Source organism: Curtobacterium sp. MCLR17_042, assembly GCF_003234695.1.
GTDB classification, from domain to species: domain Bacteria; phylum Actinomycetota; class Actinomycetes; order Actinomycetales; family Microbacteriaceae; genus Curtobacterium; species Curtobacterium flaccumfaciens.
Window position 1 is genome coordinate 24927 of the sequence record NZ_QKTD01000020.1, and the last position, 22574, is coordinate 47500.

Sequence of the window (22574 nt, forward strand, 5' to 3'; positions counted from 1 at the left end):
AGTCTCTCCGCTGGAGTGCCAAGTTGTCGGTCACTCGTAGTCTGCGATGTCGCCTATGCCGCAGGCCGACTGAACCTCGATGGAGACTCGTCGAGGACTGGCGTTGACCGAGATCGATTCCACCGCTTGTCCGGTGGTGACCGCGGACCAGAGCGGCCGACCGTCGTCGATCGTGTCCTGCCGAATGGTCACGTCGTAGTCATGCTGCTTCCACGTCTTCGCGACCGTACGGACGAGCGCTTCTGGGTCTTCGGCACCGGTGCGCTCCTGGTCCCACGAGAACGTGACGCCTGAGCTGCCGGCGGCCGACGAGCATTCCGAGGATGCGGGTTCCTCCGAGAGCGACTTCCAGTCACCGCCGGCAGCGTCCATCGTCTGCCGAACCAGGCTCACCATGCCGTCTCGTGCCTGTTCGGCGTCCATCTCACTGCCTTTCGGTTGTTGGGTACATCCGGCCAGCAGCACCGAGGCGCACACCAAGCTCAGGGTCACTTTCGTGGTGCGTGTCTTCATCGGTCGCTGACCTTCCCGGTGGTCGCGCGAGCGATGTTGTCGAGTGATTCAGTGTTCTTGTCGAAGTACCCGTACTGGCCGGCGTGATCAGTCGCGTTGTTCCAGATCGGGTCGTGACGGTTCACACCGTTCATCATCGGGTCGTGTGGGAGTCCAGCTGTCGGCAGGTACGTTGCGCCGAACGATGGGCTAGCTGGGTCTCGGCGAGTCATGCTGAAAGCCTGCCCGATCCACGACCAGTTGTCGCCCGGCAGGCCGGGGATCGAGCGCGGTGCTTGCGCAGCGAACACCTGATCGGAGTGGATGTCGTCAACGGTCTTGATCTCGCGTTCCAGCCCGGCCGATCCGGCCGTCACGTAAGCGTTTACCCCGTAATCCCTGTCAGCAAGGGTGAGCGAGGAAGTCGTCGACCCGTAGGAGTGCCCGACCACGTTCAGTGTCCCCTTGGTCGAACCACGAGCAGCGTTGAACCCAGCGAGGTCCTGCCCGAGTCGTTCGCTCCCCGCCCGAGCGAGATCGCCGTGCAGAACGGTCTTCGTCGTCGGGGTCTCGTAGTTGATCCACGCGACGACTGCCGCATCTTTTACGTAGTCCTGTTGGCGGACCCGGAGGTTGTAGGCGGCTCGCTCCACCACCGTCATGTTCCTGGTGTCCGAGTCCATCCCGGGGACGAGGTAGGTGACGTCATGAGCCGTGTCGAGGTCACCGATCGACACAGCGGCCAGTGGTGGATGCTGAGGAACGAGCGAGGTCAGCTGGACACCCTTGTACTTCCCGAGGGACGCGCGGATGTTCTTGTAGGCGGTAAGGTCTTCACCCGACGCGGACTTGATAAGAGTCTTGAGGTTCGACCGGTTCGCCCGGTCGCGTGCCCAGTAGGCAACGCCGTTGAGATTGCCGATCACGGCGGGGAACGCTGCGATCAAGGCATCCTGCTCCGGAGAGTGCTCGTCGCTGCTTCCCCGCTCGTGTGCCCCGCCCGCCGACGACCACCAGTCGGCGATCATCTCGGGGTCCGAGACCGAAGCCAGCCGATCGGCGATCGCGGGATCGTCGCGTAGGGCGAGAAGTTGGTCAGGCTTCAACGAACTCAGCCAACTCAGGACTTGAAGATCCGACATTCGGCCCACTGAATGTGCCTGCGCGGCCACGATGCCGACGGATTCGATTCCGGAGAGCTCCGCAGCGGTCCTGTCGTCCAGTCGTGTCCGCTCGGCGACGAGCTCGTCCCATCGCGTGGACAGTTGAGCGTCCTCGTCGTCCTGCTGCGTCAGCGCGTGAGAGACCCTGCGGAGCATGACGTGGTCGGATTCCACATCCGTCCCTGCGTCGACAGACTCATTGAGTCGAGAGCGGTTCGTGACCAGCCGCTCGCGATCGCTTGCAGCGCTGTCCTGTGCGGACCGGATGCGGGCGGCTTCGTCCTGGATGCGTTCGACCTCGTCTGCGTACCGCGACAGCGTCTGCGCAACGTGCTCGATGAGGGAAGCCGTCCGTGAGTAGGACGGTCCGAGGGTTTCAGCCGCCGACGTGAACCGCCGTTTGGCCGAGCCGGACCACTCGCCGGCGCTCAGATCTCCCGCTGTGCGCTCCAGACGAGTCTGCTCGTCCCGGAGCACCTGGGCACGTGCTTCGTGCTGCCGCGAGGTAGCCCTGATGGATGCCGGCGCGCCGCGAGTCGGATCGCCCGTCATTCGACGGCGCTCGCGAGGTCAGCGTCGCGGCAGCTGAACTCTTCAGCTGCAGTCCGCACCCACCCGCCGATGGTGCCTGTCATCTCGGCGATTGCTCGCACAGATCGCTCGTGTGACGCCGAGGAATCGCTGTGAGCCGCTGCGACCGCGTCGCTTCCGAAGTCCGCCGACATGCCGGCAGAGCCAACTTCCTCGTTCAGCGCTGCGCTGATCTTCGTGATGGTTCTACTCGCTGCGTTCATCGCTGCGCCGTCGACGATGAGATTCCCCAATGTTGCCCCCTCCGCCGGTGACAATATCAGATGCTGGACGTGCTCTGACGGACTGATCCGACACCTGGTGTCGACTCAGCGGCTGCGTGTTGCTCCGCTGCGGACGCCGACCCACAGGCCGTCCCTCGCCCGGGTCATCCCCACGTAGAGCTCGCGGCGCCCTCGCTCCCGGCGCTCTCGTTCAGTCTCCGACGGTTCGGCCGGTGCAGCATCGAGCAGCCGGGGATCGACGTGCGCGAGCAGCACCTGCTTGAACTCGAGGCCCTTCGCACGCTTCACCGTCCCCACGCGAACCGCGTCCGAGCTCCGCCCCGCGTACTGCTGCAGTGAGACGGTCGCGACGCCGGCGCTTGCAAGCGCCTGCATGACGTCGTCCGCCTGCCGGTTCGTCGCCGTGAGGATGCCGACGTCACCGCGACCGGTCCCGACGAGTCGGAGGACCTCGGCCAGCCGGTCGAGCATCGCACGGTCGTGCTCGGCGCGACTGGCGAAGCGGGTCATCGTCGGAGCAGCACCGGAGCGTGAGACGTCGGACACCGCGTCGCCGGCCCCGTCCACGCCCTCGATGTCGACGAACTGGTCGTCCGCCACCATCTCCTTCGCGAACTCGAGGATCTCGGCGGTGTTCCGGTGGTTCACGTCGAGCACGACACCGCGTCCGGACAGGCTGATGCCGACCTCGCCAAGCGTGTACCCGCCGGGGTAGATCGTCTGCTGGCCGTCGCCGATGAGCGTCAGGCCGTCGGTCCGGTCACCCACGAGCTGGTGCACCAGCGAGACCATCGCGCAGGACAGGTCCTGCGCCTCGTCCACGATGACCGCGTCGTACCGCTCGAGCGGCACCGCGCGGACCGCGTCGCGAGCGAGCAGGACGATGTCCTCCCAGTCGTGCGCCCGTCGCTCGCGCAGCCCGCGCGCGTACGCCTCGTACAGGTCCCAGACGGCTTGCCGCGTCTCCAGCGGGAGCGCGTGCTTGCGCCCGACGCGAGCCAGGTCCGCGTACTCGTCGAACCGCGTCAGGCCGCGGCCCTTGATGACGTGGCTGATCTCGTCTTCCCAGTACGAGCGCGAGAATCGCGACGACCGCAACGGACTGGAGGCGCGGATCGCGTTCCACGCGTCGTCGAACGCAAGCTGGGCCTCCCGTCCAGGAGTGCGGAACGCGATGCCGCGTTCCTTCAACAGGCGCGTGGCGAACGCGTGGACGCCCATGAAGTCGACGCGACCGACCATGTCGGGCGCGAGGCGTTCGAGGAGGGACTCGAGGACCTTCGGCAGAGTGCTGATGTACGTCGTGAACAGCACGCGACCGCCGGTCGCGCGTGCGAGGTACGCGGCCCGGTGCAGGCCGACGACGGTCTTGCCGGTGCCGGCAGCGCCGCGGATGCGTGCCGGGCCGTTGAAGCTGCGGCGGACGAGCTTGGCCTGTGCCGGGTCGAGGAACGCCATCCAGTCCTCGATCGGCGCTTCGAGCACGCCGTCGAGGAGCTGGTCGGTCAGCTCGTCGTCCGCGGTGTCGACCGTCGGGACGAGGACGTCGGGTTCGCGGGGGAGTACCGGTGCCGGGACGACGACCTGTGGCGGTGTTGCTCCGCCGTCGCCGATCACGGGGAAGTGGTGCAGCATCGCGGCGAGGACCTCGTCGACGCGGGACGCGGACAATCGGGCTCCACGCTTCGTGATGTGGCCGACGAGGTCGTGCGCCCCGATGACATCGACCGAGGCGACGCGAGCGTGCATGCGCTTCTGGCCTGCGAGTGCGGCGACCGCATGGACCTCGCCGGGCGCCAGGCCCGTGTCCGCCAGTGCTGCCTCGGTGCTGTACGCGAGATCGGCGAGTCGGGCGATGTCGTCGGTGACGTCCTCTTGGCCGCGGGTGATCCGGTTGCCGTAAACCGCGACCTCGCGCCAGGCCTTCGTGTCGACGATGAAGACGCCGGCGCGGCCGACGACGACCATGTCGACCTGCGCTGTGCGGCTGCCTGGCCAGCTGCGGTCCGCGAGCAGGTGGTAGCCGATGCCGGCGAGGGGGGCGAGGATCCGCGCGGTCTCGCTCTCGGTGCGGTGGGCGACCTCGAAGCGGGCAGCGCGTTGCTCGGCGTCGTCCGCCTGGCGGCGGAGTTCGCGTGCATGGCTGCGCTGGCGGTGTGCCTCGACCCCTGCGGATTCTCCGGCCATCGTCATGGTGTTGCCCCTCGGAGGATCTGTTCGTCTCGACCGTCCGCCGTCCCCGGAGCGTGCGTTGCTGATTCATCCTCGTGGATGCGATGCCGTCCCGGGAGCACCTGTTCTGGGGTGCTTCGGCGCGACGGCTTTCCAATCGATACGTTACACATCAGTAAACGATCGCTTGCGGGTTCCCGCCGAAGTGCCGAGACGAAGCGTGGACAGCGGCCGCCATTGTCGAGAAGGACTCGGTTCTGTCCCTAGGATCTCGATGACGGAGGACGACACATGGACGTACGTGAAACCACCCTGCAGGAACTGCTCGGCGGACCCAAGCAGTACCTGGTGCCGCTCTACCAGCGGCCCTACGCGTGGGAGGTGCGTCAGCGGAAGCGCCTGTGGAGCGACATCCTCGAACTCGCCGAGACCCGCCGGACGAACCCGAGCGCGACGCATTTCATGGGCTCACTCGTGCTCTCGACCGGAGCAATCGTGCCGACCGGCATGGAGTTCCTCGTCGTTGATGGCCAGCAGCGGCTGACGACGTTGTCGATCCTGCTGTGCGCGCTCCGGGACTACCAGCGGATGCACCAGACCGACCAACCAATGCTTGCCGAGAGCATCCACGAGCAGTACATCGCGGACCGCTTCAAGCCCGGCGACGCCCGACTCAAGCTCTTGCCCACGCAGGCGGATCGCGACTCTTTCCGAGCCGTCGTCGACGGCGCAGTCGGTGCCGACTCCACGTCCGGGGTGGGCGACGCCTACTCGTTCTTCCGTCGCGAGCTCGAACTCGCCGACGACCCGGATGATCCCCACGACATCGAACGGATCCGCGAGGCCGTCCTCGGCGGTCTGAGCTTCGTGTCCATCACTGCTCGCGACGAAGACAACGTCTACCGGATCTTCGAGTCGCTCAACAACACGGGCCTCCGACTGACGCAGGGTGACCTCGTCCGCAACTACCTGTTCATGCGACTCGGGTCCCGTGGGGAGTCGGTGTACACGTCGTGGTGGCTCCCGATGCAGCGCCGGCTCAGCGTCAACGACCTCGAGCTGATCTTCTGGCTCGACGCCGTCGCAGACGAACCGCTGCTCAAGCAGGGCGACATCTACAGCTACCAGCAGGCGCGGCTTGCCAAGATGGACGACGAGCAGATCCTCGCAGAGATCGAACGCTTCAGCCGTTTGTCCGAGCAGCTCGAGGTGATCCGGGAGCCTTCCCGCGAGCCTGACGCCGGTGTTCGCAAGCACCTGCAGCACCTGGCGGAGTGGGGATCGACGACCACCGTGCCGCTCACCCTTCGACTCCTCGCACGGCGCACCGCCGGCGCCAGCAGCACGGAGCAGGTCGCGGGCGCGCTCGCAGCAGTCGAGTCCTACATCGTTCGCCGGACCATCGGTGGGCGCTCGGGCCAGGGCCTCAACCGCACCATCCTGCAGGCGTGCGGCGTCCTTGATGATCGACCGGTCGACCAAGTTCTCGTCGACTACTTCTCGACCGGGCGAAAGTACTTCTCGACCGACGACCAGATCCGCGACGCGGTCCGCACCCAGCCGTTCTACCTACGTGGTCTGCGGACTCAGCAGAAGCTGATTCTGAAGTGGGTGCAGGAGGAACTCAACGCGAAGGAACCGGTCGACGTCGAGAAGTCGACGATCGAGCACATCTTGCCGCAGACGCTGACCCCAGAATGGCGTGCAGCACTCGATGTCAATCTCGCCGACGACGAGACGGTCGACCTCGTGCACGAGCAGCTCGTGCACTCGCTCGGCAACCTGACGCTGACCGGGTACAACTCCGAGCTCAGCAACCGGCCCTTCCCCTCGAAGCAGGAAGATTTCCGAAAGAGCAGCTTCAGCGGTCTGAACCGGCTTGTCCTTGAAGCCTCGACGTGGGGGCGCGCCGAGATCCTCGCTCGCGGAGAGTGGTTCGCCGAACGGATCGTCGAGCAGTGGGCCGGCCCGAACGAACGGCTGCAGTCATCCGACACCGGCCGCGACTGGTCGCTCGTGCACCAAGCGATCATGGCGATCCCGGCCGGGCACTGGTCGTCGTACGGTGACGTCGCTGCTCTCGTCGGCACGCACCCGGTCCCGCTCGGCGTCCATCTAGCGAGTCACGAAGTGATCGGCGCACACCGGGTGTTGCAGGGCGGCGGCACGATCTCGCCTGGATTCCGTTGGCCGGACCCGTCCGACGAGCGTGACCCTCGAGCGGTCCTGGAAGAAGAAGGGCTGCGATTCTGGACCAACGGCGCTGCTGACGAGGCTGCCCGGCTCTCGACCGCGGCGCTCGCCGAGCGGGTGGGTCTGGTCACTGACGGAGTCAACGGCACGGATGCGGTGTCAGACGGCACGTTCATGGGGCAGTTGTCGAGCGCGAACCCGCCGACGACGTTCCACGCCGTCTCCGAGCTCTTCGCCGCATGGAAGGAACTCGGCGGCACTGTCGAGTTCGGGTCGAACCGGGAGAGCAGCGCGTTCATGACGGCACCGCGTCGCTCCGAGGAAGGGCCGTCGCACTGGCCCTTCGCGATCTACCCGATCTCCGGGAGCGTCGAGGTGGTGTTCCAGCACCTACGAGTCCGCCCGCCGTTCGATGACCTCGCGCTGCGGCAAGAGTTCCGTAGCCGACTCAATGCCGTGCCGGGGATCGACCTCGCCGCCAGCAGGATCGACAAGCGGCCGTCGTTCGCGATCGATGTGCTCAACGCGACCGCTGCCCGCGAGCAGGTCGTTGACGCGCTGCGGTGGTTTGTCGACCAGCTCAACCCCAACACACAGAACGCTGAAGGAGACACCGATGAGCGATGAGCTCCACGACGAAGTGCACGAGGATGAGTCACAGAACGACGAGGCACCCTCGTCGGCGCTGGTCGAGTTCGAGGACGGTCTCGCCATCTTCTTCGGCACCGATGTCCCGGATGGACTCGAGGTCGTTCCGTTTTCGTTCATCGACGAGCCAACGCTGCGCGCAGTCTCGACGGCCGTCGGGAACGCCGTCGGCCTTGGAAGCGTCGGCGCGCAGGGCGTCAACGCAGCGATGCAGGCCCAGGGACTCGTGCGACTGGCACCTCAGACTCTCGAGGCGCTCAAGACGGCGACACCGATAGTCAAGGACGGCTGGAACCTTGGGACCCTCGCGAGCGGCGGCGGTTCGTTCACAGCGTCGGTCCGCTGGCTCCCCGCCACTGCAGCGACGACTGCCTCGGTCCTCGCCTCGATGGGGCCCGCGATCACGTTGATGGTCATCCAGTTCCAGCTGAACCAGATCGCTGCCGTTGCCCAGCACAATCTGGAACTGACCTCGAAGGTGCTGCAGGTCGTGCGCCAGGGCCAGTGGTCCGCGGTGACCGGACACTACGAGACCCTCATCCGCGAACTGCGGCACGCCCGACGGATCGGGGAAGTAACCGACGCCGTCTTCGCTGAGGTGCGTGGCTACCAGGGTGAGCTCACGTCGCAGTGGGATGCGAACAAGCACGCAGTCCAGCGATACGTCGACGAGCTCGAGAAGAAGATCGGGCACAAGGACCGCCAGCAGTACCTCGCCGACAACGGGCAGGCGATCATCGCCGATGTCCAGGCGCTGCTGCTCTCGCAGACATCCTGGTTCGTCTACCAATCCCTCCGCGCAGGCCACCTGTTGCGGAGTGCGAAGACGAACGAGGCAGACGCCAAGCTGCTCGACGGATTGGTGACCGACGCGCGCGATCTGCACGAGCAGTCGCTTGCCCAGACAGACGAGCTGCTGGACCAACTCGCTCGAGAGTTCGCGATCATCGCCGAACTGCCGGGCAAGCGGACGTTTAAGATCGGGGGTACCGCACGAGCGGCGAAGGAGTCGCACCTCATGGTGCGCGAGCTCCAGGACGCCCTCGGGCACATCCGAGGCCTCGAGGCGGCCCGCGACCGAGAGTCCCTCGAGCTTCCGTCGTTGCTGGTCTTCGAGGACGACGTTCCGGAGGAGCTCGTTCGGATCCTCCCGTTCCGCCTCCAGCCGGGGGAGCAGGTGCTCGCCCTGGCGGACGTCTCGTTCGACCGGATCACCCTTCCCCGATTGAGCGACGGTTGGGTTGCCGTTACCGACCGACGTCTGCTCCTGACCAAGCAGGACTCGTTGCGACGGGTTGGTGCGATCGACTCCGAGTTGAGCCTCGCGAATATCCGGTACGTCCGTCGTTCGGACGCTCCGCAGCGGCCACCCGTCGTCGAGATCATCACCAAGGACGCGGACGTGACCCTCCGCTTCCCCGCGTGGGCGAAGACGGGTGCAGCGCGCCGATCCGCGGCAGCCTTCGGGGAGTTGATCGCCACTTTCATGAACTTACCTCCGGAGGAGATCCCCGCGACCAATGTCAACGAGCACACTGCCGCAAGCGGGGATGGCGTCACACCAAGAGAGGATCGATCCATTCCCGCAAATGTGGCAAGAAGCCGGATCATTTGATATGGAATGAGCCAATGCCCGCTTCCTGTTAAGCAAAGGCGGGAGCCAACGACGCTGGCCAGCATGAAATTACTCCAACGGCCATAGACTCAAAACTCGGATTCATAAAGAGGGGTCAGCTGAGCGAGTGCCTTGGGGGTTCGCCTGCCCCTTCCAGCATCAGCGGAACTAGTACCGGGCAGTTCGACTGGGGTCTACCGTTTGACGGTTTATGAGTTTAGCAGTGCCTCACCGCACCGCTAACAGCCAGGGGTGCCGTGAAGAAATTAATTGAAAGAGCTCATTTTTGGATAGATTCAACCCAAGGCATGAGGATGTTCCAACTTTCATGGCGACGCGAACTGTTGAAAAAACGGGAGCCAGGGCGCGGTGAAGTCTTGTCACCCTGCCTTGCGGCAACGAAAACACGCCGCTGGACCGCGACTTCGTGAGTGGCCCGTTCGCAGGCCATGCCGACGACCCGCTCGGTCGACGGGTAACATAGTTTCCGACGCGATCTCGCCGACGGGGTATCCTGACGCTGTGAGTTCCGTCGCAGCCACCTCGCCTCGCTTCGTTCGAGAAGGCTGGATTTTGCTCAACGGACTCGCAGAGGGGCGCCTGATGCAGGGCAGGCGTCGGCTGGCAAGCCAGCCCCGGAGCTCGGCGGAGGCAGCCGCCAGGTTCCGGCCACACATCAGTCTCGATGGCGTCGCGAGTGAGCGACTACGTCCGGTCTGCTTGAGTCGATTGAACACTGTTCCAGAAACTGAGGGGTCGCCGCGGAATTGATGCTTCGAATTGAAGGGGATGCGTGAGATGCCTATTCCGACACGGGGAAGTTTGGGGTTGAATTGGGTTGGCAAGGGGTCCAGCCTTGTCAGCACGGAGGATGGTCAATACGGGTACGACTGGGTCAGCGACAGTGATCCCCGGGTTTCGGAAGTCCGAAGAATCGAGGTTGTCCGTCGTATCGGTGAAGCTGACGGCGAAAATGGCGCTTCGTCCAATCTGTTGATTCTCGGAGACAACGTCGATGTTCTGCGCTCCCTGAATCGGGTGCCTGAGCTATCTGCTAAGTATCTGGGAAAGATCAAGCTGTGCTATATCGACCCTCCATTCAACACGGGTGGGGTTTTCGGCACGCACTACGAGGACGCCCTCGAACATTCGATCTGGCTGAGCATGATGAATGAACGACTACGTCTGATCCAGCCTCTTCTTAGTCGTGATGGTTCAATCTGGGTGCACGTAGACGAGAATGAAAGCCACCGTATGCGGTTGCTCCTCGACGAAGTGTTCGGCATCGACTCTTATGCAGGCGAGGTAGTGTGGCAAAAGACCTACGCTGCAAAGATGGACGCAAAACACGTTCCAGGTTCTCACGATACTATTTTCATCTATAGGCAGCGAGGTGGCACCTGGGAACCCAAGCCCATCAAGGGAAAAGCAAAAGTGAAATTTCCCTTCGTGGAAAGCGATGGGCGACCCTATGCAACCTTCCCCCTGCGGAAGTGGGGGTCGAATTCCTTGCGTACGGAAGCGCCATCGGGATGGTTCCCTGTCGCCGCCCCTAACGGTGAGGAGGTTTGGCCGATCAGGCCCGATGGAAAGCAAGGTACGTGGCGCTGGGGGCGCGACAAAATACAAACGCATTCACATCTCCTTGAATGGAAAAAGGATCGTGGCGGTAATCTCCAGCCCTACGTGAAGCAGTATGCTCAGGAGGCCGGAGAGGAACAGATTCCCGTGGATTCCTGGTGGGATCGTTTCAAAGCGGGCACAAACAAAGAGGCAAAACGTCATTTACGCCAGCTGTTCCCAGAAGGGGAAATATTCTCGACTCCAAAGCCGGAGCGATTGCTGGCAAGGATCATCGAAGTTGCTACCGACGAGGGCGATATGGTCCTCGATTGTTTCGCTGGATCGGGCACGACTGCTGCGACGGCTCACAAACTCGGCCGCCGCTGGATTACTTGTGAGTTATCTGAGTCGAACATCGAGAGCTTCATTCTTCCTCGTCTTCGAGCTGTGATTGATGGTGTAGACGAGGGTGGCATTAGCCAAACGACGACACTTAGGTTTGTGACTCAGTCTGCCGTTTCGGACGCATTCTCGCCTGAGCAAGCCATCGAATTCAATCGCATGCTGCGACTCCTTGCGGGCGAGCTAAATCTCTCAAAAGATCCCGCGCTGAAGCTCCTGCGAGAGATGACGAAGACGGTAGAAGAGACCGACGTGCGGTGGGATGGGGGCGGAGGGTTCACTTACGCGCGGTTGGCGGACCGAATGTACGAGTCCTTCGACGGCTCGACCGTATTGACGGCGGCTGCCAAGGGCGAGAATTTTGCGGCTCACGTTGCCGGACAACTCGGCTTCTTCAATATGCCGCGTGGTCTCTTTGCGGGAAAGCGGGGAAACTACTGGCTTGCGGTCATTGACGGAGTCGTGTTCGACGAGGATCTCAAGCAGATAGTGCGAGAATTGGATCCGGAGTGTTCCACTCTAGTTGTCGCCGGAGGAATTGACGAGTCTGCGCGTCGGTACGCATCTTTAAACAGTTCTCGATTGCAGATAGTCCGCTCGCCCGATTACCTAAACTCTTGGAAGGCTTCTCGTGCTTACTTATGACCCGGCTCTCATAGAGAGAATCGCCGCTGCTTTCAGATTGCGGGAGCCGAATAAGCGGGCTCTTGCGCGTATCATCTCTTCGATGGACGGGCGCGAAACCGGGCGAGAGCTGGTCGCGGATATAGCGACTGGTGTCGGAAAGACGTTCCTCATGGCTGCGTTGGTGGAGTACGCCTCGGAGCAAGGGTGCAAAAATATTCTCATTGTTACGCCAGGTCGAGTCGTTCAGTCTAAGACTGAAGACAACTTTAGACCAGGGTCGCGTCGGTTCGTTCAGGGAGCGGAACGAGTACCAGTCGTTCTAACTCCTTCGACCTACAACGCGCAAGGCGCGGATCTGGCCGACACCGAGCGGACGCATGTCTTCATATTCAATATTCACCAGCTCCTCTCGTCCAGAGAAGGAGTGAACCTGGGGACCCGTAAGATTCAAGAGGAATTCGGCGCTAGCCTCTACGAATATTTGCAGAACGCACCAGATTTGTTGGTGTTAGCAGATGAGCATCATCTCTATCATTCCAAAGCAAAAGCGTTTAATGCCGCTATTCGCGAACTTGGAGCTCAGTATGTCGTCGGACTGACCGCGACGCCCGAACCCGCAGACCGCGAGAAGATCGTCTTCGAGTACACCCTCGGGGATGCTATTGCTGACGGATTCGTGAAACGGCCGGTAATTGTTTACCGCCCGAATGGTACTTCGTCCGAACGACTACAGCTCCTAGATGCGGTTGACGTACTGAGGGCGAAAGAAGTGGCGTATGCAGCGGAGTCCGCGGCTCGCGGTCAGAGCACAAGGCCAGTGATATTCATCGTGGCGTCGTCCATCAACCATGCAAATGATGTCGGTTCCCTTCTCGCTGGTCCGGATTTCTTCGGTGAGCGCGAAGCAATACTTGTAGTGACATCTGAGTCCAGCCAAGAAGATCTTGAGGCTCTCGAAGCGGTCGAGGATGTTGAATCCCCCATACGAGCGATCGTTTCCGTTAATAAGCTGCGGGAAGGTTGGGATGTAAGTAACATCGCGGTACTGGTTGCCCTCCGGAAGCTCGCTTCGCAGGCTCTTACCGAACAGGTGATGGGCCGTGGTTTACGTCTTCCCTTCGGAGAGCGCACGGGGCGGGCGATGGTGGACTCTCTCGATATCGTCGCTCATGATTCATACCGTGCACTGCTTGCTCAGAAAGATCTTTTGGCGGCGCGGACCCTCCGGGATCGGCCGATTGGTCAAGACCAGAGTGTGGATCCTCAGGGGTACGCGGTCGTTCCAGCTTCGGTGATCGAGGCGGTCGAAGGCGATACCGAGGATGCGGAATGGGTATCAGCCGAAGGTCTTTCGGTTCCGTCCCGCGGCTCAGCCGGTTCAGGTCCTTCTGAGGTTCTCACCGTCGCGAATGCAGATGGTGTTCCGGTGATTGAAGCTGCTGAACTGGACGATCGCACTAGCGAAGCCGGTGATCAATCAACGCCGGCTCGGGAGATCGGGCCATTTTGGTCTTTTAGCTTTCCGCTCCCGAGGGTGTCCCGTGATGAAATGCCGTTTGAACTGGTCTCGATTCCCGACCAAGTGATCGATATTGCAGGGCGACAGCACCGTGCCAGCGTAGAGGCGGATGAGGTCAAACGGACTGAATTGACGAGTCACCGAGAGGCGGATCGAACGGTCATCGGCACCAGGGACGAAGAGAACCTGAAGGTCACGCATAAGGACATTGCTAGTCGAGACGATGTGGTACGGATTCTCAGACAGGCTGTGATTGATGCTGCGCCCGAGGTGCCTAGGACCGCGTCGACGATCTCTCGCGTAAATAAGATGGTTGACCGCTATCTCAAAAGTGCCGGACCGGCGGAGCATTGGACGCGTTCGTGGATGGAACGGGCGCGGCAAGGGATTGTTGGCGTCATTCGAGCGCAAACGGCAGAATATAAAAGGTCACTCAAGTGGTCGGTGGACTTGGAGCGCTTAGAGGTCCCCCGGCGTGTTGATGTTGTCTACGGGAACGAGAAAAACGCGCATGAGGGTAGCGAGCCGCCCGCGCCGCGGGCCGCAGTGGGTGGATGGTATAAGCACGCGATGTCCTTGGCTCGATTTGATGCGATCTCGACCGAGTGGTCTATCGCACTTATTCTCGATAAGGCTCCGGGGATCGTCCGATGGCTTCGTCTTGAACAGCGAGACGGCGTCGTTGTACAAGGTGGGGCAGGTTTCGTGCGTTATTTCCCCGACTTTATTGCGCTCGATGACAACGGCGTGTTTTGGATGATCGAGGGTAAATCTGAATCCTCGGCGGGTTCAGATTCCGTGCAGTCGAAGAAGGCAAGTGCAAACGAATGGGCGAGGCGTGCATCCGACTCTGAACTATTCTCCGAAGAATGGAGATATATGTTTGTGACGGAGAGTTCAATCCGGGCTTCCGGTGACACTTGGCCCGGCCTCAAGTCCAGTTCTGAGGTCGGCGGCGAGTAGGCGTAGTTGGGCCTTGGGCCTTGGGCCTTGGGGGTGATTAGCGTCCGCGGAAGAAAATGCTTCCGCGTAGGTGCAGTGTTTGCTGGTGTCAGCGGTATTTTTGCCAGGCGCGTCGGCATTATTCAGCTGAGCGAGGTGGAGGGGGCACGAAGATGCTATGACCTCGCGGGGTGCCTGAGTGATTTTCGGGAGTGAGGTTAAAGGTTCGCTATCGACTTACCGGCTGGGATATCAACACATCCGTAATACGTACTCTACTGAGGTCCCTAAGTTTGCTACGCCCGACGGAGCAGGAGCCAGGTGTTGCTTGTGCCCAGCTCATCAATGCGTAGTTTTTCCGGATACAGCCGGTGTGACCTGCACATTGAGAGGAGCGTCCGGAGCCACCGCCTCGCCGGGCGCCTTGTCTGACTCCGCCACCAGATCCGCCTGCACGGAATCAGACACCCCGAACAACAACGTCGCCACGAACCCCACCGCGTACGCCACCACGAGCCCCGACCCGTACCCGAGCAGCGCCCACCCGTACCCGGACGACCCGTTCAGCAGCGGGATGAGCGACAGGTCCGAGGCACCGATCGCGATCGCCCCGACGGAGTGCCCGAGCTGGTCGAACAGCCCGACGACCCCGCCGCCGAACGCTCCACCGATGCACGCGGTGATGAACGGCCGCCCGAGGGGGAGCGTCACGCCGTAGATTAGGGGCTCGCCGACACCGAGGAACCCGGCCGGGAGCGCCCCGCGGATGGTCCGCACCAGCGAGGCGTTCGACCGGAACCGCACCCACAGCGCGATGCACGCACCGATCTGCCCGGCTCCACCCATTGCCAGGACGGGCAGCAGCACGGTCCACCCGGTCTGGTCGATCAGGGTGGTGTGGATCGGGATGAGCCCCTGGTGCATCCCGGTCATGACGAGCGGGAGGAAGAGGCCTCCGAGCACGAAGCCGGCGAAGGCTCCACCGTTCGCGAGGAGCCAGGTCGCCGCGGTACCGATCGCGACCGAGACGACACCGGCGACGGACATCAGGATCCCGAGCGTGATCGAACCGGCAACGAGGACGGTCACGGTCGGCACGACGATGAGCGCGATGACGTCGGGCGTGACCCGGCGCATGAAGCGCTCGACGTACGCGGCGAGGATGCCACCGGCCAACGCGCCGAGCACACCGCCCTGCCCGGGCGCCAGGGTCTCGCCGAACACGGTGACGTTCGCGACGCCGGCCGCGACGATGATGCCGCCGACCGCACCACCGAGGATGGGCGTTCCGCCGAACTCCTTCGCGGCGTTCATCCCGACGAACACGGCGAGCAGCGACAGGAAGCCGGACGAGAGCACGCCGAGGAACGGCGTGAGCGCAGGCACCCACCCCAGGTTCGTCAGGATGCCGTTGATCCCGGCGATCAGCCCGCAGGCGATCAGTGCGGGGATGAGCGGGATGAAGATCGCGGAGATCTTCCGGATAGCGCGCATGGTGCGGCCGTCGGAACGGGACCGCGCGGTCGCCTTGATGGACGCACCGCGAGCAGCGAGCTCCTCAGGCGACGCACCAGACCCACCAGCCGTAGCCGACGGGGCGGCCGCGCGCAGGGCCTCCAGGCCGTCGGCCACGCGGTCGACGAGACCCGGGCCGAGCACGATCTGCAGGTTCGAGCCGGCCGCGATCGCGGCCATGACGCCGTCGGTGGCCTTGAGGTCTTCGAGCGCGACGGAGGAGTCGGACACGACCTCGACCCGCAGGCGGGTCATGCAGTTCTCGACGTCGGCGATGTTCGCGGAACCGCCGACGGCGTCGAGGATCTGCTGGGCGAGTTGCTGTGCATCGGGCATTGCTGTGCTCCTCGGGGGAAAGGAAACGGAAAAGGGGAACGAGCTCTACAGCACGGCGCGCAACGAGCCGGCAGCAGCATCGAGGCGCTCGCGGGCATCGGCAGCCGAGGCGCCGGTCAGGATCACGGCGATGGCGGTCTTCACCTCGCCGTCCGAGGCTTCGAGCGCTGCCTGGACCTCGGCGGGGGGAGCACCGGTGACGTCCTGCACGAGTGAGAACGCCCGCGCGACGAGCTTCGCGTTCGTCGCCCGCACGTCGACCATGCGGTTGCCGTACGTCTTGTGGCTGCGCACCATCGCGAGCGTGGTGAGCATGTTCAGGACGAGCTTCTGCGCGGTGCCCGCCTTCAGGCGGGTCGATCCGGCGATGAACTCGGGGCCGACGACGACGTCGATGGCGATGTCCGCCTCCCGCCCCGCGGCCGAGTCGGGGTTGCACGCGACGGAGACCGACAGGGCGGAGCGGCGCCGGGCCTTCAGGATGGCTGCGATGACGTAGGGCGTCCTGCCGGACGCGCTGATCCCGACGACCACGTCGTCGGCTGTCAGGCCGAGCGCGTCGAGGTCGCGGACGGCGGCTGCTTCGTCGTCCTCCGCGCCCTCCACCGCGGTGGTCAGGGCGGGGGCGCCGCCGGCGATCACGCCGACCACTTGGCTCGGGTCGGTGCCGAAGGTGGGCGGGCACTCGCTGGCGTCGAGGACGCCGAGCCGGCCCGGCGTGCCGGCGCCGACGTAGACGAGTCGGCCGCCGCGCGCGAACGCTGCGGCGATCGAGTCTGCCGCCAGGGCGATGGCCGGGAGGCACGGCTCCAGTGCCGCAGGCACGCTGCGGTCGCCGGCGTTCATGCGCTGGGCAGCTTCGAGCGTGGAGATCGTGTCGATGTCGTCCAGTGAGTGGTCGGTCGCCTCGGTGGTGAGGGCCGCGAGTTCGTCGCGGAGGGCGTCGTGGGTTTCGTGCGTCTGGTTCATGGTGGTGCTCAGTTCCGGTGGTGGGTGCGGACGGCGTCGCGGCTGCGGGCGAGGAGCGGCTGGGAGCGCTCGTCGGTGCGCTGCGCGACGACGATGAACAGGGTGTCGACGATGGCGAGCTGGCTCATCCGGCTGCCCATCGCCGCGGGGCGCAGGGCACTCTCGGCACCGGCGACACCGAGCAGGACGTGGTCGGCGGTGGTGGCGAGAGGGGCGGCGGCGTGGCCGGTGATCGCGATGATCGTGGCGTGTTGGGCTCGGGCGGCGTGGGCGACCTCGAGGGTCTCGACGGTGGAGCCCGAGTGGCTGACGAGCACCAGGACGTCGTGCTCGCCGATCACGCTCGCCAGTGTCAGGGCGTTGTGTGGGTCGTCGGCGATCGAGCTCACGATGCCGATGCGTTCGAGCTTGAGGTGTAGGTCTCGGGCGACGATGCCGCTCGCGCCGACGCCGTACAGGACGACGCGGCGGGCGTCGCTCACGGCTGCTGCCGCTGCCTCGAGCGCGTGCGGGTCGAGTGCGGCGCGGGTGTCGGCCATCACCGCTCGGACGTCCTCGGTGACCTTCGCGATGACGGTGGCGACGTCGTCGTCGACCGCGACACCGGCGTGGATTTCGGTGGACTCACGCTCGTGGATACCGCGTTCGACGGCGCGGGTCATGCTGCGCTGCAGGGCGGCGAAGTTCGCGAAGCCCAGGTGCTGGGCGAAGCGGGAGACCGTGGCGGGGGAGACCCTGGCCCGGCCGGCGAGATCGGTGGCGTTCGTGGTGGCCGCGGCAGCCGGGTCCTCGAGGACGGCGTCGGCGATGGCGCGCATGCTCGACGGCATGCTCGCCGACTGAGTGCGGACGAGGGCGAAGGCGTCGGCGCGCTCAGATCGCTCGGGCCGCTCGGTGATCGTCATTCCGCCATGAAAGCGTCTTTCGTAGGCGAGCGCCAGTGCTGAAAGTAAATTGCGTGTTACGTCGTTGTGCCCGACCGTGTGCCAGCGAACCGACGGTGGCGGCGATCACGACGGGGAGGACGAACGCCCACGACGCCGGGTCGGTGTTCGTCGACACGACTCCGGCCCATCCGGCTGGGTGGCCGGGACTCCCGCGACCGAACAGCGCAGCGATGAACAGGTAGAGCACGCCTGGCACGGACTGGTACCGGCCGCCGAGTACCGCTCGGCTGACCAGTGCGAGTGCGCAGAACACGATCGTGTTCCGGGCGGTCGCGACCGCGGCCTCGGGTTCGGCGCCGACCGCGAGGCCGATGCTCGCGGTGGCGGTCACCAGCGCGACCACGGCGATGACGGTGGCCAGCTCGAGCAGGTCCGTCCGCCGAGTGGGCGCGGGGAACGGTGCGCGGGTGATCGAAGCGCTCGTCGCGATGGCGATCACCAGCGGGAGCACGGCCGCGACGGGGATCAGTGCGAACGGTGCGCCGCCGCCGAACGAGGGGAAGAGCATGCCGATCGGGCCGAGCGTGATCGAGAGCACCGTCAGGGCGGTCGTGAGTCCGAGCAACGGCAGGGTGCGGTGGACACGCAGCCACCAGATCACGAGGACGGCACCGGGATGTGGCCGACCGAGCAATCCGTCAGCCGGTCGATCGTCGCGCTGACCCACGCGGCCTGAGCGGGGACCGGAGCACGACGGAGGGCTCGCAGAACGTCGGGGTCGTCCAGCTCGAGGGCGGGTTCCACGTGGTCGGCGTTCACGATGCCCTCGGCGGCGACGTCGATGAGCCATCGGTTGGCGACGGCGGCATCGTTGAGGCGTTCGGCATCGTCCTCCTCGGCGCCGCAGTACGCCACCTCGGCGTCGCCGAGCAAGGAGGTGGTGATGCTGTGGAGCACGTCGGCGTCGGTCATCCGGACCTGGACGATCACGTTCAGGACGTCGGGCGTCGACGGCGCGTTGCTCGCGCGGATGGTCGGCGGCACCGTGATGCCCGATCGGCCGAGGTTCTCCGCAGCCTTGCGGATGACGGATTCTGAGTTGCCGCTGTCGCGTTGCTCCGGGAAGAGGCAGATCGTCGGCGCCGCGCCGCTGCAGATCGCCTGCGCTTGCGGGCGGTCGACGATCGGTGCCGCGCCGAGGCCGGAGCCGGCGGTCAGTGCGACGATGGTGATCACGACGAACGAGCTCGCGCCGATCTGGAGTCCGAACCGGCGCGCACGGTCACCACTCGAGCGTCGGGCGACCGCGATGACGAGCAGACTGCACCCGGCGAGCACACTGAACGCCGTCGCGATGATCGGTGCCCGGACGTCGAGCGCGGTCTCGACCGAGCAGCAGTCCGCCATCACGAGACCGGCGAGGTACCGGAGCGGGAAGTAGTCCACGGACCAGGTGAAGCCGAGCCAGCTGTACGAGACGAGCAGGCTCAGCGGGATGGACACCACCGGCGGGAGCCACCGCCCCAGTGCGAACCCGATGCAGCTGTGGAAGAACAGGATCCCCGCGAAGGCCAGGCCGATGAGGGGCGACGGGCCACCGGGAGCGCCCCAGGTGTCCCGGCTCATGAGTGCGACCGCGACGAGCTGGAGCAAGAGACCGGCGGCCAGTGGTGTCCACAGGTGATCGGCGATGACTGCTGCGCTGGATCGGCTGCTGGTCTCGATCACGGGCGCCCCAGCTCGGAAGCGCTTCCCTTCCCAGGCGCCGGCCGTGGCCGCAACGCCGCACGAGAACACCAGGTAGATCGCGGAGCCCGCTGTAGCGGCGGGCCAGTAGCCGTCGACGCTCGTCTCATCCGCGAACTGCACGCTGTACGCGACGACGCCGAGCAACCCAGGAATGAGGAGCCACACTGCCGCTCGGCTGCGCCACGGGATGATCGGGCGCATCAGTCGTCCTCGCTCGTGAACCGCGCGTACGAAGCGTTGATCGCCTCGGCGGGCGAGAGGTCTGCGAACGGCTCGGTGAACGACGCGACCGAACCAGCGAACGGCACCCGGCCGTCGACGAGGACAGTCACATGGTCGTAGGTCGCGGCGACGTCCTCGGTCTGGTGCGTCGAGACGACGACGGACACTTCCGTCGGCAGGTTCTGGATCACCCGAGCGAACCGCGCGCGCTGTGCCGGATCGAGTCCGGCCGTCGGTTCGTCGAGCAGGATCCACTGCGCGCCGGACACCAGCGCGCCGGCAACGCCGAGCCGCCGGATCTGGCCGCCCGACAACGAGGACGCTCGTGCGTCGGCTCGCGTGGCGAGATCGACGGCGGTCAGGGCAGCCGTCGAGCGATCCCAGGCGTCGGCGCGCGACAAGCCCTTCAACCAGCCGCAGTAGGCGACGTGCTCTCGAGCGGTCAGGCCGGGGAAGGCGCCGCTCCGCTGCGGAAGCCACGCGACGCCGCGGCGGTACCGTCGGCGGTCTCCGCGCGTCCCCGGTTCCCCCAGTCCCTCGATGCTGATCGTCCCGGCGCGGGGGCGGAGCGTGTCGGCGACGAGCCCGAGCAGGGTCGACTTGCCAGCGCCGTTCGGCCCGAGCAGGACGCTCGCTCCGGTCGGGAACACCGTCGACAACCCGGAGAGCACCGTGTGGTCGCGCCGGTACCCGAAAGTCAGTTCGTCGATCTGCATGCCCACTGCGCCCCCCTTGAAACCTTGTACTGGTGTTTCACCGTACAGGGCGAAGGATTGCCTCAGGAGCACGAGGTGCGGCAGGCCGACTGAGTCAGCGCTGGCGGGCGGCTGCTTCGGTGGCCGCCTGCACGTAGCGTCGTGCAGCCCGGGTCTGACGCAGAATGACGGGGGACATGGCGGCAGCCACGACGAGGAGTGCTCCGCAGATGATGCGACTGAGGCCAGCTACGAACGAGTTGTCGTCGAACAGGTTCGGGATCTGCGGGCCAGCAATCCCCACGTAGAGCAGCAGGAACTGGCCGAGCGCGACCGGTTGGTAGGCAGCGCGAAGACGGGCGAGGTCAAATGCCCGTCGTGCGAGGTCGGAGTCGGCTGGTTCGACCGGGGTCCCGCTCGCGATCGCCTGCGCGAGCGTCTTCCGGCCGAAGCGTGAGAGCCCATCGATCGGCGCCTGCATGTCGGAGGATCGGCGGAGCGTCGTGGTGAGCATCGAGAAGGTGCCGAGAAGACCACCCACTCCTGCAGCGATGCCGACGATCGCGAGGGTGGTCTCGAGCGCGCTGTCCTGCCGTGCGAAGAGCGACCCGCCGACCGCACCGAGGACCACGCCGATCGTGACGATGACGGCGGTTCTGCGCCAGGCTCGGCGGGCGATCGTCTCTGGTGCCTCCGTCGCGGTGGTCATACGACGGAGACCGGAGAGTCGGTGCGGCGTTCGTTGTCGGCGGTGGCGGCATCCGCGTAGCGCCGTGCTCGGCGGCCTCGGGCTACCAGCAACGGCGCGACGAACACCATTTCGATGACGAAGAGCGCGAGGAAGATCCGGCTGATGATCGCGTTGCCATCGCCGGTGACGACCCGGGCGAACTGGGGAGCGGCGGCTCCTGCGAACAGCAGGAGGTTCTGGACGAGGATCAGCCCGTTGAACGCGGCGGTCCCGCGGGCGACGGTGAGCGCGCGGTGCTGCAGCTCCGGGCCTGCGTCGTCCGCGAGCGGAACGCCCGAGCGGATGGCTCCCTTGATGATCCTGCGGCGGTCTCTCGTCAGGTCCTCGGTCGCCTGCGTGATGATCGACGACGCGCGTGCTGTCGCGGGGAGCAACGAGAGCATCCCGGCCACGCCGACCAGCACGGCGACGCACGTGCAGATCGCCAGGGCGACGGTCCAACCGTCCTCGTCCCGCGAGGTTGCCCAACCTGCCACCGCTCCCGCGACCGCGGCGATCGCCACGACCAGGGCGGTACGACGCCACGCGCGCCGGATGATTCGTTCGTCTTCCCCCACCCGCTCACCCTACGGGGCGGGGCAGAGCCGTGTTCTGGAGCCGAGCACCTGTCGGACGCTGGCGGTGCGATCGAGGCGAGGCGGGCCTCCAGGCCGGACGCCGTCAGGCGACGCCGCGCCGCGGACGGAAGACGCCCGCCCGAACCAGCCACACGTAGAGCAGGCAGCCGATGCAGACGTCGAAGACGGCGTTGAGGAACGCGGCGACCAGGGCGACCGCCGCACCGATCGGGGCGGCGTACGGCACGCCGAGCAGCGCGAGGAGCAGTGCGACCGCGGTCACGAACAGGCCGACCTGCTGGGCGAAGGTCGGGGGTTCCGGAGCCTCGAGTTCGGCGGGCGGGGCGAGGCGGGGGCGGACGACCCGTCGGAAGAGTGCGCCGTAGGGGTGGCGGCGGATGCCGGCGATGCCTCCGACGGCGAACAGCGCGACGATGACCGCGAGCAGCACGATGCCGGCAATCCACGTCTCGGGGATGAGCGTGAGGACGATCGTCGCGGCGAGGAGCACCGAGGTGATGGCGGCGCCGAAGCGTGGGGAGCGCGGGTCGATGCCGCGGTCGGTGTCGGTCGTGGTGGTCATCGGGACTCCTGGGTGCCGGTCGTGTCTGCGGTGCCTGTGGTGCCTGCGGTTCCTGTACTGCCTGCGGTCAGGACGGTGGCGAGGGCTGCGGCGAGCTCGGGTGGGCGGGGTGGGCCTCCGAAGCGGGTGGGGGCGGTGCCGGAACGATCGACGAGGAGG

At 65.2% G+C, this 22574-nt stretch carries 17 protein-coding genes; 4 read left to right on the top strand and 13 right to left on the bottom strand.

Going from position 1 to position 22574, the window contains the following annotated elements; all coding sequences use genetic code 11:
- Positions 1-30: 30 nt before the first annotated feature.
- The 4 genes from DEJ02_RS16535 to DEJ02_RS16545 all read right to left on the bottom strand — a co-directional run bounded on the left by DEJ02_RS16535 (position 31) and on the right by DEJ02_RS16545 (position 4663).
- Positions 31-513 (bottom strand): hypothetical protein, encoded by a 483-nt coding sequence (locus tag DEJ02_RS16535; protein ID WP_146249321.1) that lies wholly within the window; start codon positions 511-513, stop codon positions 31-33.
- Positions 510-2207 carry an alpha/beta hydrolase gene (locus DEJ02_RS16540; protein WP_111033844.1) on the bottom strand — a complete coding sequence of 566 codons (1698 nt, stop codon included), beginning with the start codon at positions 2205-2207 and terminating at the stop codon, positions 510-512. The genes DEJ02_RS16535 and DEJ02_RS16540 overlap by 4 nt, the downstream gene beginning before the upstream one ends.
- Positions 2204-2479: a hypothetical protein gene (locus DEJ02_RS18350; protein WP_146249322.1), complete on the bottom strand. Its 276-nt coding sequence runs from the start codon at positions 2477-2479 to the stop codon at positions 2204-2206. The genes DEJ02_RS16540 and DEJ02_RS18350 overlap by 4 nt, the downstream gene beginning before the upstream one ends.
- A 75-nt stretch (positions 2480-2554) precedes the next feature.
- Entirely contained in the window at positions 2555-4663 is a 2109-nt protein-coding gene (locus tag DEJ02_RS16545; RefSeq protein WP_220038396.1) for a nuclease-related domain-containing DEAD/DEAH box helicase, read from the bottom strand.
- A 270-nt stretch (positions 4664-4933) separates the two neighbouring features.
- Between DEJ02_RS16545 and DEJ02_RS16550 the strand changes: the two genes are divergently transcribed.
- The 4 genes from DEJ02_RS16550 (at position 4934) to DEJ02_RS16565 (ending at position 14172) form a co-directional block, all read left to right on the top strand.
- On the top strand, positions 4934-7462 hold the full coding sequence (locus DEJ02_RS16550; RefSeq protein ID WP_111033845.1) for a DUF262 domain-containing protein: 2529 nt from the start codon (positions 4934-4936) through the stop codon (positions 7460-7462).
- A complete protein-coding gene (locus tag DEJ02_RS16555; protein ID WP_111033846.1) occupies positions 7452-9098 on the top strand; it encodes a hypothetical protein in 1647 nt (548 codons plus the stop codon). Before DEJ02_RS16550 ends, DEJ02_RS16555 begins: the two co-directional genes overlap by 11 nt.
- Positions 9099-9887: 789 nt before the next feature.
- Positions 9888-11708, top strand: coding sequence for a site-specific DNA-methyltransferase (locus DEJ02_RS16560; RefSeq protein ID WP_111033847.1), 1821 nt, complete (start codon positions 9888-9890; stop codon positions 11706-11708).
- Positions 11695-14172, top strand: coding sequence for a DEAD/DEAH box helicase (locus tag DEJ02_RS16565; RefSeq protein ID WP_111033848.1), 2478 nt, complete (start codon positions 11695-11697; stop codon positions 14170-14172). The genes DEJ02_RS16560 and DEJ02_RS16565 overlap by 14 nt, the downstream gene beginning before the upstream one ends.
- 321 nt (positions 14173-14493) lie before the next feature.
- Here the strand turns inward: DEJ02_RS16565 and DEJ02_RS16570 are convergent, their stop codons facing one another.
- From DEJ02_RS16570 to DEJ02_RS16605, 9 genes are all read right to left on the bottom strand, one after another.
- Positions 14494-16002: a PTS transporter subunit EIIC gene (locus DEJ02_RS16570; RefSeq protein WP_111033849.1), complete on the bottom strand. Its 1509-nt coding sequence runs from the start codon at positions 16000-16002 to the stop codon at positions 14494-14496.
- 45 nt (positions 16003-16047) lie between these two features.
- Positions 16048-16971 (bottom strand): N-acetylmuramic acid 6-phosphate etherase, encoded by a 924-nt coding sequence (gene murQ / locus DEJ02_RS16575; RefSeq protein ID WP_111033850.1) that lies wholly within the window; start codon positions 16969-16971, stop codon positions 16048-16050.
- A gap of 8 nt (positions 16972-16979) precedes the next feature.
- Positions 16980-17876 carry a MurR/RpiR family transcriptional regulator gene (locus DEJ02_RS16580; RefSeq protein ID WP_111033851.1) on the bottom strand — a complete coding sequence of 299 codons (897 nt, stop codon included), beginning with the start codon at positions 17874-17876 and terminating at the stop codon, positions 16980-16982.
- Entirely contained in the window at positions 17845-18519 is a 675-nt protein-coding gene (locus tag DEJ02_RS18355) for a hypothetical protein (RefSeq protein WP_146249323.1), read from the bottom strand. Before DEJ02_RS18355 ends, DEJ02_RS16580 begins: the two co-directional genes overlap by 32 nt.
- On the bottom strand, positions 18516-19808 hold the full coding sequence (locus DEJ02_RS18360; protein ID WP_146249324.1) for a hypothetical protein: 1293 nt from the start codon (positions 19806-19808) through the stop codon (positions 18516-18518). Before DEJ02_RS18360 ends, DEJ02_RS18355 begins: the two co-directional genes overlap by 4 nt.
- Positions 19808-20545 (bottom strand): ATP-binding cassette domain-containing protein, encoded by a 738-nt coding sequence (locus DEJ02_RS16590; protein WP_111033857.1) that lies wholly within the window; start codon positions 20543-20545, stop codon positions 19808-19810. The genes DEJ02_RS18360 and DEJ02_RS16590 overlap by 1 nt, the downstream gene beginning before the upstream one ends.
- Before the next feature lie 94 nt (positions 20546-20639).
- Complete coding sequence (locus tag DEJ02_RS16595) at positions 20640-21233, bottom strand: hypothetical protein (protein ID WP_111033852.1); 594 nt, start codon at positions 21231-21233, stop codon at positions 20640-20642.
- A complete protein-coding gene (locus DEJ02_RS16600) occupies positions 21230-21679 on the bottom strand; it encodes a hypothetical protein (protein ID WP_146249325.1) in 450 nt (149 codons plus the stop codon). The genes DEJ02_RS16595 and DEJ02_RS16600 overlap by 4 nt, the downstream gene beginning before the upstream one ends.
- Before the next feature lie 256 nt (positions 21680-21935).
- Complete coding sequence (locus tag DEJ02_RS16605) at positions 21936-22415, bottom strand: DUF4395 domain-containing protein (protein ID WP_111033854.1); 480 nt, start codon at positions 22413-22415, stop codon at positions 21936-21938.
- Between the last annotated feature and the right edge of the window lie 159 nt (positions 22416-22574).